The organism is Devosia sp. GW821-FHT12F11 (genome assembly GCF_058806655.1).
On the sequence record NZ_JBXAPX010000002.1, the window covers coordinates 91,532 to 103,059 of the forward strand.

The 11,528-nt window shown below is 64.8% G+C and carries 13 protein-coding genes and 1 tRNA gene; 5 read left to right on the forward strand and 9 right to left on the reverse strand.

The features are described 5' to 3' along the window. Positions 1-81: 81 nt before the first annotated feature. Both AC1ROK_RS06055 and AC1ROK_RS06060 read right to left on the reverse strand, forming a co-directional pair. Positions 82-1,113 carry an extracellular solute-binding protein gene (locus AC1ROK_RS06055; RefSeq protein WP_492844877.1) on the reverse strand — a complete coding sequence of 344 codons (1,032 nt, stop codon included), beginning with the start codon at positions 1,111-1,113 and terminating at the stop codon, positions 82-84. Between the two features lie 124 nt (positions 1,114-1,237). Further along, the gene (locus AC1ROK_RS06060) at positions 1,238-4,087 is read right to left on the reverse strand and encodes a sensor histidine kinase (RefSeq protein WP_492844879.1); all 2,850 of its coding nucleotides are present in this window, start codon (positions 4,085-4,087) and stop codon (positions 1,238-1,240) included. A gap of 226 nt (positions 4,088-4,313) precedes the next feature. Here AC1ROK_RS06060 and AC1ROK_RS06065 point away from each other — a divergent pair. The 4 genes from AC1ROK_RS06065 to AC1ROK_RS06080 all read left to right on the forward strand — a co-directional run bounded on the left by AC1ROK_RS06065 (position 4,314) and on the right by AC1ROK_RS06080 (position 5,832). After that, positions 4,314-4,390: transfer RNA gene (locus tag AC1ROK_RS06065), tRNA-His, on the forward strand. A gap of 97 nt (positions 4,391-4,487) precedes the next feature. Then, positions 4,488-5,051, forward strand: coding sequence for an AAA family ATPase (locus tag AC1ROK_RS06070; RefSeq protein ID WP_492844881.1), 564 nt, complete (start codon positions 4,488-4,490; stop codon positions 5,049-5,051). 84 nt (positions 5,052-5,135) lie between these two features. Next, the gene (locus AC1ROK_RS06075) at positions 5,136-5,525 is read left to right on the forward strand and encodes a DUF2147 domain-containing protein (protein ID WP_492844883.1); all 390 of its coding nucleotides are present in this window, start codon (positions 5,136-5,138) and stop codon (positions 5,523-5,525) included. An 82-nt stretch (positions 5,526-5,607) separates the two neighbouring features. Further along, complete coding sequence (locus AC1ROK_RS06080; RefSeq protein ID WP_492844885.1) at positions 5,608-5,832, forward strand: hypothetical protein; 225 nt, start codon at positions 5,608-5,610, stop codon at positions 5,830-5,832. Position 5,833: 1 nt separating this feature from the next. Here AC1ROK_RS06080 and AC1ROK_RS06085 read toward each other — a convergent pair whose 3' ends face one another. The 4 genes from AC1ROK_RS06085 to AC1ROK_RS06100 form a co-directional block, all read right to left on the reverse strand. Beyond that, complete coding sequence (locus AC1ROK_RS06085; RefSeq protein ID WP_492844887.1) at positions 5,834-7,684, reverse strand: TadE/TadG family type IV pilus assembly protein; 1,851 nt, start codon at positions 7,682-7,684, stop codon at positions 5,834-5,836. A gap of 51 nt (positions 7,685-7,735) precedes the next feature. Next, complete coding sequence (locus AC1ROK_RS06090) at positions 7,736-8,359, reverse strand: L,D-transpeptidase (protein WP_492844889.1); 624 nt, start codon at positions 8,357-8,359, stop codon at positions 7,736-7,738. A gap of 188 nt (positions 8,360-8,547) precedes the next feature. Next, the gene (locus AC1ROK_RS06095) at positions 8,548-9,027 is read right to left on the reverse strand and encodes an SRPBCC family protein (RefSeq protein ID WP_492844891.1); all 480 of its coding nucleotides are present in this window, start codon (positions 9,025-9,027) and stop codon (positions 8,548-8,550) included. A 69-nt stretch (positions 9,028-9,096) separates the two neighbouring features. Continuing rightward, positions 9,097-9,531, reverse strand: a complete 435-nt coding sequence (locus tag AC1ROK_RS06100) for a response regulator (protein ID WP_492844893.1) — start codon at positions 9,529-9,531, stop codon at positions 9,097-9,099. Positions 9,532-9,697: 166 nt separating this feature from the next. Here AC1ROK_RS06100 and AC1ROK_RS06105 point away from each other — a divergent pair, with 166 nt between their 5' ends. Then, a complete protein-coding gene (locus tag AC1ROK_RS06105) occupies positions 9,698-10,300 on the forward strand; it encodes a DNA-3-methyladenine glycosylase I (protein ID WP_492844895.1) in 603 nt (200 codons plus the stop codon). Between the two features lie 74 nt (positions 10,301-10,374). On the opposite strand, the gene AC1ROK_RS06110 is transcribed toward AC1ROK_RS06105, so the two are convergent. The 3 genes from AC1ROK_RS06110 to AC1ROK_RS06120 form a co-directional block, all read right to left on the reverse strand. After that, entirely contained in the window at positions 10,375-10,506 is a 132-nt protein-coding gene (locus AC1ROK_RS06110; RefSeq protein ID WP_492844897.1) for a hypothetical protein, read from the reverse strand. Positions 10,507-10,839: 333 nt separating this feature from the next. Next, on the reverse strand, positions 10,840-11,064 hold the full coding sequence (locus AC1ROK_RS06115; RefSeq protein ID WP_492844899.1) for a hypothetical protein: 225 nt from the start codon (positions 11,062-11,064) through the stop codon (positions 10,840-10,842). Between the two features lie 92 nt (positions 11,065-11,156). Further along, positions 11,157-11,399, reverse strand: a complete 243-nt coding sequence (locus AC1ROK_RS06120) for a hypothetical protein (RefSeq protein WP_492844901.1) — start codon at positions 11,397-11,399, stop codon at positions 11,157-11,159. Positions 11,400-11,528 lie beyond the last annotated feature (129 nt).

Below are 11,528 nucleotides of genomic sequence, written 5' to 3' on the forward strand. Positions count from 1 at the left end.
CGCCGCCGATCTGCGGCAATCTGTCCTCTGAGCCGGCCTTCTCCGTCAATGGAGAGGGGGCACGGGTGGTCGGCTTCCGCGCTAGTTCTGCGGGCCTTCGTCGAAGCGCAACTCGTCGACCAGTGCGCTGGCTTCCTTGCGGTGCGCGGCGATCTCGGTCAGCGGGGTCTTGTCGGCCTTGAGCTCGCCCCAACTGGCGACGAGTTCCGACGGCGCGACGCCGGCGACGACCGGGAATTCGTAGTTGCCGCTGGCATAGAGGTGCTGAGCCTCGTCGGAGAGCAGGAATTCGACCAGCTTCCGGGCGTTGACCGGGTTGGGTGCATACTTGGCGATCACCGCGCCTGAGACGTTGACCTGCGTGCCGTCGCCATCGGGATCGGGATAGATGATGCGGGCGGCGGCGGCCCAGGTCTTCTGCTCGGGCTCGGCGTCGTTATTGAGCATCAGGCCCATGTAGTAAGTGTTGCCGATGGCAAGGTCGCAGCTGCCATCGAGGATCTTCTTCACCTGGTCGCGGTCGGCGCCGGAGACCGGGCCATTGAGGTTGTCGCGGACCCTGGTCAGCCAGTCGCGCGTCTTGTCGACGCCCCAGTGGGCGATACGCGTGGCGATCAAACCGATATTGTAGACATGCTGGCCGGAGCGAGTGCACAGGCGCCCCTTCCACTCGGGCTTGGCGATATCCTCATAGGTCAGCGCCGTCTCGGTGACACGATCCTTGCTGGCGTAAAAGACGCGGGCGCGCAGCGACAGAGCGACCCACTGGCCATCCGGATCCTGGTAGGCAGCGGGCACGCGGGCCTGCGCCTCGACCGGGATGGTCTGGGTGATGCCGAAATCCTTGGCGTTGGCGAGGTTGCCGATGTCGACTGTCAGCACCACGTCGGCAGGCGACAGCTCGCCCTCGGCCGCGACACGCTCGAGCAGGCCGTCGCCGGCGAACAGCACATTGGTCTTGATGCCGGTTTCGGCGGTGAACTTGTCGAGCAGCGGCTGGATCAGGCCGGGTTCACGGTAGCTGTAGACGTTGACCTCGCCGCTCTGCGCGAGAGCTGGCCCCGCCGCCAGCGTGAGAAGGAGGGCGGTAGCGAGGCGCGAGAATATGGTCATGATCAGATCCGGATCGCGGGAAGCTCCCGCTCGGCGTGGTTTTTGCTTTTTCTGACCGGGCAAGTCAACAAACCGGATCGTGAACTCGGCGAGGAGTTGAGCGGGGGCTGGACCTGGCAGCGACTCACTGGCCCGTCTCGCGGACCAGGTCGGCGGGAATCAGCAGTGAGAACATGGTGCCGACACCAACGGCCGGATCGACTGACAACTGGAGGGCGTTGACCGCCAGCAGCGAGCGGGTAAGCGCGAGCCCGACGCTGGAGCGGACCGGTTGCAAGGCCTCGCCGTCCTTGCCGACGCCATCGCGGAACACCACGAAACGCTCGCCGAGATCACGGCGGGCCTCGCCGCCGTCGCGGACGTTGACGATCACGGCGCCGTCGTCCTCCTGCTGGGCGGAGAGGATGACCGAACCGCCGACCGGGGTCTGGTCGATGGCGCTGGCGAGCAGATTGAGGATCGCCTGGGTGAGCGAGGCGGTATCGGCGGTGATGCGCGGCAGCCGCTCGGAGACGGCGTTGCGCACCAGCACGCGGGCTTCGCCGGCCTGGCCGCGCACCCGGGCAAGGCAGCTTTCGAGCAGCATCACGAGGTCGATGTCGTTGGCCTCGGCCGGGTAACGGCCTTCGCGCAGGCGGCTGTAGTCGTCGAGCTCGTCGACGAGATGAGCGATCTCCTGACCGGCGGTCTTGATGTCCTGCGCATACTCCAGGTAGCGCTGGTTCTCGATCGAGCCGAAGGATGCCGAGCGGATCAGGTCAGCGAAACCGATGACCGTGTTGAGCGGCCGGCGCACGCCGCGGCTGATGCGGGTGAGCATCGAGGGCTCGATATCGTCGGCAGGCTTGGCCACAGGAGCCGGGATCGGCGATGCGGCCTTGCGGACGAAGGCATAGTAGCCGGCGATGATGCCGGCCTGCCCCTCGGCGAACAGCGTTATGCGGGTGTTGGGCACCGACCCGGTGAAGGTGATGGCCGGGCGCGCCGTCTCGGCGAAACGGGCCGGGCGTTCGAGGAAGCGCTTGAGGTCGCCCAGTTGCGAGGGCTCGATGAAGCTCGCCAACGGCTTGCCGACAATGTCCTCCTCGACATGGCCAAGCACGATGCGGCCGTGCAGCGACACGGTGGTGATGGTGCCGGAGCGGTCGGCGGCGATGAAACCGTCATCGCTGGTTTCGGCGGCGAGTTCGGCAAAGGTGCGGACGGCGGCCTCGTGGCCGGTGCGGTTCTCGGCGATGCCGGCCGAGAGCATCAGGGCGGGACGGCCATGCCAGGTGATCGACTGCAGGCGGGCGTTCACCGAGGCGAGGCTGCCATCGCGGCGCACCAGTTGGGTCACCGGGCCTGCGACGGCGCTATCCTCGGACGGGAAGATGGCGGTGAGACCGGCGGCGCGCAGGCTCTCGATCGACTCATAGCCAGCGAGGTCGGTCAGCGCTCGGTTGGCGAACAGCACCTGCTGATCGCGGAACACCAGGATGCCGAGCGGCAGCCGGTTCAGGATGAAGGTCTCGCCGTTGAGATTGATCAGCGCGCCTTCATTGCCGGCGGGGGGCGGCGCGGGCGCTTCGGCCGGCGGCGACGGATGGGCGCTGACGCGATCGGTGAGGATGCGGCTCAGCTCATCGAAATTGTAGCGCGAGACGCGCTCGACGGTCTCGGCGTCGGGGATCGCGGAGACGGCTTCGGCCGGCTCGTCGTCAGCGGGCAATTCCGAAGCAAGCGGCTCAAAACCCCGGCCGATGACGCGCCAGGTTGTGGCGGCTACAGGCTTGGTCTGAGGTTCGGGGGCGGTCGCTCCCTGTTCCGCGACCATGTCCTCTTCGGCGACCATGTCCTCTTCGGCAACGTCCTCTTCGGCGACCACTTCCTCTGCCGCAACCTCGTCCTCATCGGCGAAATCGATCAGCGCGCCGATAACATCGAGCTCGGGCGTGGGCGGGACGGCGACAGCTGAGGCCTCGGGCGGCAGTTCCGGCACCGGCAGGGTCTCGTCCGCCTCGACAGGCTCGGGCACCAGCGGCTCATCCACCAGCACGGGCGGCGGGCCGGCGAAGTGCTCGTCGCCGACGTTGAGCGCAGTGTAGAGGCCGCCGTCATCGGCGAGGCGGTCGAACAGCGAAGCGAGGGTGCCCGGCACCTCAGGGGCGGCGGGAATCGGCTCGACCCAATTGTCTTCTTCCGCAATCACCGGCTCGTCGTCGGCGTACTCGAGTGGCGGCAGGCCCATGGGCAGCAGCGGCTCGGGCTCGGGGACGATGCGCGGCGGCAGGGCCGGCGGGTCCTCCCTGGCGATGACGCCCTCTTCGGCCCGCACGTCGGCGATCTCAAGCACAGCGGCAGCCTGGCGCTCGAACAACAGCAGCATGGCGTCGTGCGGGCTGGCCTTGAAGCGGGTCAGTTGCACGGTGTCGCCGGCCAGGGTGACTTCGGCGCTTTCGGCGTCGTGCGGCAGGCCTTCGCTCTCGATGATCGGGGCGAAGTGCTCGAGCGCGTGGCGCGAGCCGCCGGCGATCTGCCCGTCCTCACTGACCAGCAGGAACTCGGCGCCATCGGGCAAGAGCTTGGCGGTCAGGGCATCGACCTGCATCGGATCGTGCGCGTCGAGCAGTTCGGGTTCGATCGGGTCGACGCCGACGATCAGCAACCCGGTGCCGCCGCTGTCGAGTTCCAGCGGGGTGCAGGTGCAGGTGGTGGAGATCGGCCGCTCGCCAGCGAGGAACTGGATGCGGCTGAGACTCGAACGGCCCATCGAGCCGAGCCGGATCAGGCGGGCGATCTGCCCCTTGATCGGCACCGCCTCGGGCGCGAGCTTCAGGCCGTGCTTCTTGATCTTGCCGTGGAAATAGCGCGCCGCGTCGTTGCGCCAGAGCAGGGTTTCGCCGTCCTGCGACCACAGCCAGGCGGGGCGCACGTCGGCCCAGTGCACCAGCACCAGCCGGGCCGTCGGCGATTTGATCCACTCAGCGCGCACGCGTACTCTTTTCCTGCCCCGTGCCAATTCGACACAAAGCGAACTCGGAATTTAATCTTCTCTAAATATCCCGGGGCCTCTGCCCGGTCCATATCGCGCGGACGTGAGCGGCCGGCATTCGCTGCCGATGGTTAAGCACACGGCTGTCAACAGGGGATGAAAAACAGCCGCAAATCGACGCTTGCCAGCAGCGATAAGTGAAACTATGGTCCGCCGCGCTTGCCGGGCCGCCTTAGCTCAGTTGGTTAGAGCGCTAGATTGTGGATCTAGAGGTCCCCCGTTCGATCCGGGGAGGCGGTACCACTCCCGCACTGGCCCGGCACCAAGCAAATCCCCCCCGCAGACACTGAATGGCGCTGGCCCATCCGGGCCCGGCGTCCCTCTCACATGGAGCGAGGCGATGGCCCGCGAGTTCATCCTGACTGGCGCCCCGGGCGCTGGAAAAACCGTTATCCTCAGGGCGCTTGAAGCCCAGGGCATCGATGTGGTCGAGGAAGCCGCAACCGATGTGATCGCGCTCGACCAGGGGCGCGGCATCGACGAGTCGTGGCGGCGACCGGAGTTCATCAGCGATATCGCGCGGCTGCAACTGCTGCGCGCGGCGCGGCCGGCAGCCGGCGCGGTGCGGGTAGCAGACCGGTCGCTGGTCTGTACACTGGCGCTGGCCGAGTACCTTGGGCACCCGGTGCCGGAACGGCTGGTCGAATCAATCACCTCGATGGTGGCAGCGGCGCAGTACGAACGGCGCGTGCTGTTCGTCGAGCTCCTGGGGTTCATCACCAAGACCGAGGCGCGACGGATCAACCTCGAGGATTCGATGCGGTTCGAGCGGTTCCACATCGATGCCTATGAGCGGTTCGGGTTTGAGCTGGTGCGAATCCCTGCCCTGCCGGTCGACGAGCGGGTGGCCATGGTGCGGGCGCTGATCGGCCACGAAGGCGCCCCGGTGATGAACGCGGTCTGAACGGAGCGTTCGCGACCGGTTCAAACGGCAAGCGGCACAGGAAGCGGCAACATTCCATTCACCATGTTGCCGAGGGGCGTCCACATGTCGAATTCGCTCAAGTTCATTGCCACCGCCGTTCTTGCCACCGCCCTGGCGATTGCGCCGGCCTTTGCCGCGCAGTCCCCGGCGGGCACCTGGCAGACAGTGACCGGCGAGTCGCGGTTTGAGGTAACGCTCTGCGGTGACGGCACCGAGGTCTGCGCCAGGCTGGTCTGGCTACGCGACGATGCCCGCACCGCCGAAAACCTCGGCTACCTCAACTCGTATGTGCTGAAGGGCGCCAAGCGCGCGCTCGAGAACAAGTGGCGCGGCAGCGCCGAATACATGGGCGAAGTGGTCAAGGGCACGCTTACGCTGGTCGACGGCAACACCATGACCATCAACGGTTGCAAGGGCGCGCTCTGCCAGAAGTTCGAACTGACGCGGATTTGACCGGGAAATGAGAGGGATACGCAGCAACCAGTCTTACCATCCCCGCGTTAGTGAAGTGCCACGCGTGCATGGAGTATTCAGAATGGATCGCCGCGCCTACAGACTGACTTCCCCAGTTGCCAGCCGCAGGGCGAAGTCATGGCTGGCTGCGGCGCATGATGCGCGGTTGCGGCCGACCAATGCCATCGCGCCGATCGATACGCCGGAGTTGCCGATGACGATCAGCTTCGAGGGGCTCACCAAGGCCGAACAGCAAGCCGCACTCGCCGCCTTCCCGGGCGGCAAGCGGTTCGTGCTGCAGGGCTGAGCTACATCGACAGGCGAAGGTCGGAGATGTTCTCGCCGATTTCGCGGAAGGCCGCGACAAGGCCGGCACTGTCGTTCGCGAGCTTGGCCTTGCCTGGGTCAGACGCGCAGTTCCTCAGCACGTCGACGGCGTTTCCAGTGGTACCGAGGTTGAAGCCCACCGTGTAGACGACAACGTCTTCCTGCTTCATGTTGTGGCACAGATCCTCGGCCTGGCCGAATGCTCCGCTCATCGTTCCGGTCGTGCCGTCGGGAGCGCTGCAACTAACATTATCGGTATCAACACCCTTGCAATACTCGGTGTTGTAGGCGCCGTCGGTCATGATGATGACGATCTTCAGCGTGTTGGGCGCATCGTATGCGGCGGGCTTTGACTCGAAGTCACCACCCACCGTCGCCGCGGCGTCATCGAACAGCTCGGCGAAATTCGGCGACACCAGATACCACGCCCATGCCGTACCGATCTGTCCCGCAGTGTTGCCGCTGGCGCTGAGCGCACCACTGACCGTGTAGGCGTTGAGCTTCGTCTTGCTCGAGGTTAGCGGCAGCATCTGGACGGGGTTGCCGCTGCAATTGCCGCCGCTGGTGTAGTTGATGGATAGCGGCGTGGTGCTGGGCGCGATATCCGTAAAGCTGTCGGTCATGCGTTCGGTGACGCACGAAGGAGTGGGGCGGTAGAGCGTACTGCCGGTGCCGATTCGGTAATATTCGCACCCGTACTTGGTGCACCACGACTTTCCAGTCGTCACGGGCTGGACATAGGTCGTGCCATAGCCGACCACCGGGATAGAGAAGGTATTATCGGTTTGCTTTGTAATCGTATAGTTTTTGTTGTTCAGAGACGACATACCTGATGAAACATCAGTGATCCTGATGTAGTCGTTTGTCGCATAGCCGTGAGCATCAACGGTAAACACGATGTTGCAATTTGTCAGGATGCAGCGCTTCATCTTGTCCGTTGTACCGGCCTGATACGCTGCGTAGCCTCGTCCATCAACACGCGCACCGCCGGTGGTGTACAGTTCGAAGTCGTTTGCTGTCTTGTTCTTGACAACGTATATCTTGTCATTCAGGTCGAGCATACCCTTGACGCCACTGATGTAAATTACGTCGTCGTTATTAAGGCCGTGGGCATTTTGTGTAATCTTAACCGGCCGCGTCTGGCTCGCTCCGCTGATGTCCTTCTCGATGTTCCACCAGGCGACAGACGTTGCAGACTTCGATCCCTGGATCGCGCCACGCGCCTCTACCGCATAAGCCGTGCCAACGTTTACGGCGGTCGAGTACGGCACCAGGGCCATCTTGGAGTATGTCGGGATCTGCTGGTCCTTGACGACCAATGGAATGAGCGTTGCGAGGGCGGTTTGCAGGGTCGTGATACCGGTCGTGCCCATCGAGCCGGTGGTATCGAGCGCCACCGCCACTTCGAGGTTGACCGAACCGCGGGTCGCTTCGGAGGTGATGCTGGTGGTCATGCTCGGGATGCCGACCAGCGTGACGAAGGCCATCGGGACGGTGATCGTGCCCTTCAGCTTGAGGGTGCCGGTTGCGGTGGTGGCGTCGGCCCAGTCCACGGTGACCGTCAGGCTGTCATCGTTCAGCCGCTCGAGTACCAGTTCCTGGGCGGTGGTCGCGAGTTGTGCTTCAGTCTGGGTGTAGATCTTGGGCGCGAGACCGAGCGCTGCGGAGTCGAGTGCGATCTGCATCTTGGCGCGGGCCGTTTCCATCGACGTATAGTCCACGGCGGCGCCGGCCATGGCGACGAGGACGATGGCCAACAGGCCAAAGATGACCGCGAAGACGCCGCGTTCATCGGCGCGGAACCGGTTCAGAAGCGAGAAGAAGCCGCGCATGGCGCCGGAAGACCCCCAGAATTCCGGCGCCAGTGTCGCTGAAAATCCTAACTAAAGGACAATCACCTTCGCGCCAATTTTGACGCGCTCATAGAGATCCTCGACATCATCGTTGACCATGCGGATGCAGCCCGACGAGACATCCTGGCCGATGGTCCAGGGCTCGTTGGTACCGTGGATGCGGTAGAGGGTGGAGCCGATATAGATGGCGCGGGCGCCGAGCGGGTTGTTGATACCGCCGGGCATGTAGTCGGGCAGGTTCGGCTGCCGGCGCTTCATCTCTTCAGGCGGCGTCCAACCTGGCCACTCGCGCTTGTTGGAAACCTTGTGCGTGCCGCTCCACTCGAAGCCATCACGCGCCGTGCCGATGCCGTAGCGCAGCGCCTTGCCGTTGCCGAGCACCAGGTAGAGGTGCTTCTCGCCGGTGTTGACGATGATGGTGCCGGCCTTCTGGTTGGATTTGTAGGCGACGATCTGCCGGCGGAACTCGGGCGCGAGGCGCACCTTGTTGCTCTTCAGCTTGTAGCCCGGACGAGGCTTGGAATCGTGCAGCGACGGGCGCGACTGCAGGTCGAACAAGAACAGGCCCTGGGCAGCGTTGGCCGTATCGGCGAACACGGACAGGGACACGAGGCAGGCAGCGGCGGCGAGCACCGCCCGGGACGAACGCAGCATGGCACACACTCATCATTAGTACGCGGACGCCCGGGGGAGATCGGGCGCCGCGCAGTATTAATGACAATATCGAACGCCGCGTGAAGGAAATTGGTTAAGTGAAGGTGAGGCGGAGGCCTGGGTTTGTTGTTGATCGAGCTCCGAGGCGGACTTTACTCACCGCCAAGTGCGCGACGCGGCCCGGGGCCTTACGCCACCTGTTCGACCAGCAGCTCGTCCAGCCGGTCGTAACTCTGGGCCATGCCGTCGGTCATGCCGGTCAGCAGGACCTGGTCGCGAACTTCCTGACTCTCGAAGCTCATGGTCAAGGTAAGCGTGGTGCGGCCGGCGTGCTCCTCGAAGATGGTGGTGACCACGGCCTCTCCGGGAGTGCCGATCATCCCCTCGGTATGAACGATCCGCCTGGGGATAACGATCTCGCGATAGCGGCCGGTGAAGCCGAATTCGGACCCGTCGGCGTCGCTGCGCCAGATGTAGCGATAGGCGCCGCCGACGCGCAGGTCGATCTCGCAGATCGGCATGGTCCAGCCGGGCGGGCCAAGCTGCCAGCGCTGCACCAGTTGCGGTTTGGTGTGGCAGGCAAAGACCAGATCGGCGGGTGCATCGAAGCTGCGCGAGACGGTGACGGCGTTGGCGGAAGGATGCGTGACTGTTACGGCTGCGGACACGGTGGCGATCTCCATTTCATAACCTAAATGTTTTATAACAATTTGGTTATAAACGGTCAAGCGCTACCACTACAGCAGCACCTGCCCGGCCTCCGGCTCTTCGGGGATCTGCCAGCCGTCGGGCAGCAGGCGGCCGAGGGCGGCGGCGGCGTGGGCGAGGCTGAAGGGCTTGGTGAGTACTTCGCTGGCGCCCAGTTCCCTGGCGCGGGCGATGGTTTCGCGATTGGGATAGGCGGTGATCATCACCACCGGGACCCGACCGTTGCTGGAAAAGCGCGGATCCCGGATCACCTCGAGCAGCGCCGCGCCGTTCATTTCCGGCATGTACCAATCCATGAACACGATATCGTAGCGCGTCGCCTGTATGGCGCCGACAGCCGGGGCGGCGCCGGGGAGTTCATCGATCGAAACCAGGCCCAGCTTGCGCAGGGTTGCGGCCACCGCGGCGCGCGCATAGGCATTGTCGTCGACGACGAGCGCCTTGAGGTCCTGTGGCAGGATCATTGGCGTTTGGCCCCCCAGCCGATTCGCCAGTTATGGTTGTCGTGAATCAAACGCGGAAGCGTGCGGACTTCCAGGCTCGCTTGCTCGACGCGAGATCGAACCGGAAAAATCTGCAACCTTTTCCTGATCGCGCTATGCGGCCACATCTATTTACCGGGAGTTAACCATGTCAACGCCGACCGAAGTGACGCGCTGCAGCTGGGCGGGGAGCGACGCGCTCTATCAGCATTACCACGACCGCGAGTGGGGCCGACCGGTGACGGACGACACGCGGCTGTTCGAGAAGCTCTGCCTCGAAGGGTTCCAGTCCGGACTGGCGTGGATCACCATCCTGAGGAAGCGCGAGAACTTCCGCGCGGCATTCCATGGCTTCGACCTCGAGAAGGTAGCGGCGATGGGTGAGGCCGACGTCGAGCGGCTGCTCACGGACGCCGGGATCATCCGGCATCGCGGCAAGATCGCTTCGACCATCAACAATGCCAAACGGGCGCTGGAGCTGCAGAAGGAGTTCGGCTCGCTGGCCGCCTATTTCTGGAGCTTCGAGCCTGAGCCGGTGAAGGGACCGATCGTATCGGGAAGTATCCCGGCAGAGACCGAGGCATCGAAGGTGATGAGCAAGGATCTCAGGAAGCGCGGGTTCTCCTTCGTGGGCCCGACAACGAGCTATGCGTTCATGCAGGCGATGGGGCTGGTGAACGACCACGTCGATGGCTGCTTCTGCCGGGCCGAAGCGGCGGCGGAGCGGGATGCGCTGAAGCGGCCGAAGTGAGGGCGCGATCCCTCCGTCATCCCTCCCTCGCCGAGGGGAGATGGAGCCGGTGCGTACGGCACCGGCTCCAGGTCTCACCTGATCAGCAGCAGCGCCATCAGCTCGAGCTTCGAGAGGTTGAGCTGGGGACGCAGCTCGTTCGGGTCTGCGTGTCGTTTCGGCTCTTGCGGGGTACGGCGCAGGCCGGGTTTGCGAGGAAAGAACATTGGCGTCGTCCGGCGCGGTAGCGCCGGCTCCCTTTGTGAATGGCGGTCAGCGGCTCATGAACAGGGCCATGAGCTCGAGACCGGTGATGTTGCCGAGTAGCGGCAGGCCGTCCCTCTGTCTCTCGCGGGGCGGCGCGGGCGGGTTGGGGTCTGGCTTCCGGCGGCTGCCGCCGGGGCGTTTGAAGAAAAACATGTGCGTGTCCGGACGCAGATCGCGCCGGCTCCTTGAATGATTGATCTCTCGGTGCGGGCGCCGGGACCGGACGAGAGCAGAGCCCTCGCCGGGGCCGGACGCGGGTAGAGCCCTCGCCGGGGGGTCGGCGCCCCTCGGGCCTACATCCGAAAATCGGGCGGCAGCCCGATGTCCTTGAGCAGGTGCGGCGACAGCGGAGCGGCGCTGCCCCGGCGATAGGGCCGGAGGACGCGACGTAGCATCGCATCGGCACGGCGCCGGGCGATGAACAGGCGGATGCGCCCGATGAGGCCGATTTGCCCGATGTCGAATTCGGGCGTGTTGAGGACGCGCGACGTGGCGCGGTCCCGTACGATGAGAACCATCTGATCTGTCCGGGGCAAAGCCCGGTCCTCTGATGCAAGCAGAGGGACAGCGGTGGCTCGCTGCGGCCTCGCGAGAGAGCCGCAGCCAGCACTTACCGGTAGTCCCAGTGGCTTTTCGGCTCCATCACCTCGGGCATCAGCCCGAGATCGCGACGGAGATGCGACGGCACAGGTGGCGACCCGCGAGACTTGTAGCGTCTCGCCGCGCGCGCCAGCTGGGCGTTGGCAAGCATCGTGACGGCTGCTGAAACCAGCGCGCCGGCGACGCCGACATGGGTGTGCGCCTGGGCGCGGTTGGTGCGTGCCGAGGCACGGGTCTGGAGTTCGAGAGTCATGATCTCATCCGGGCGCAATGCGGCCCGGTCCTCTGGTTGAGAGACAATGGTGGTGGCGACGGAATCCGGACGCGCGAAGACGCCGAATGGCGATGCCGGTTGCTGGGGTTCAGTCGAGGCTAGAAAGGG

Bases quoted from the DNA above. Each gene is read 5' to 3' on its own strand.
- AC1ROK_RS06105 (WP_492844895.1), top strand. From the start codon at position 9,698: ATGTCAACGCCGACCGAAGTGACGCGCTGCAGCTGGGCGGGGAGCGAC.
- AC1ROK_RS06070 (WP_492844881.1), top strand. From the start codon at position 4,488: ATGGCCCGCGAGTTCATCCTGACTGGCGCCCCGGGCGCTGGAAAAACC.
- AC1ROK_RS06090 (WP_492844889.1), bottom strand. From the start codon at position 8,359: ATGCTGCGTTCGTCCCGGGCGGTGCTCGCCGCCGCTGCCTGCCTCGTG.
- AC1ROK_RS06120 (WP_492844901.1), bottom strand. From the start codon at position 11,399: ATGACTCTCGAACTCCAGACCCGTGCCTCGGCACGCACCAACCGCGCC.
- AC1ROK_RS06075 (WP_492844883.1), top strand. From the start codon at position 5,136: ATGTCGAATTCGCTCAAGTTCATTGCCACCGCCGTTCTTGCCACCGCC.
- AC1ROK_RS06055 (WP_492844877.1), bottom strand. From the start codon at position 1,113: ATGACCATATTCTCGCGCCTCGCTACCGCCCTCCTTCTCACGCTGGCG.
- AC1ROK_RS06115 (WP_492844899.1), bottom strand. From the start codon at position 11,064: ATGGTTCTCATCGTACGGGACCGCGCCACGTCGCGCGTCCTCAACACG.
- AC1ROK_RS06110 (WP_492844897.1), bottom strand. From the start codon at position 10,506: ATGTTCTTTCCTCGCAAACCCGGCCTGCGCCGTACCCCGCAAGAGCCG.
- AC1ROK_RS06100 (WP_492844893.1), bottom strand. From the start codon at position 9,531: ATGATCCTGCCACAGGACCTCAAGGCGCTCGTCGTCGACGACAATGCC.
- AC1ROK_RS06080 (WP_492844885.1), top strand. From the start codon at position 5,608: ATGGATCGCCGCGCCTACAGACTGACTTCCCCAGTTGCCAGCCGCAGG.
- AC1ROK_RS06085 (WP_492844887.1), bottom strand. From the start codon at position 7,684: ATGCGCGGCTTCTTCTCGCTTCTGAACCGGTTCCGCGCCGATGAACGC.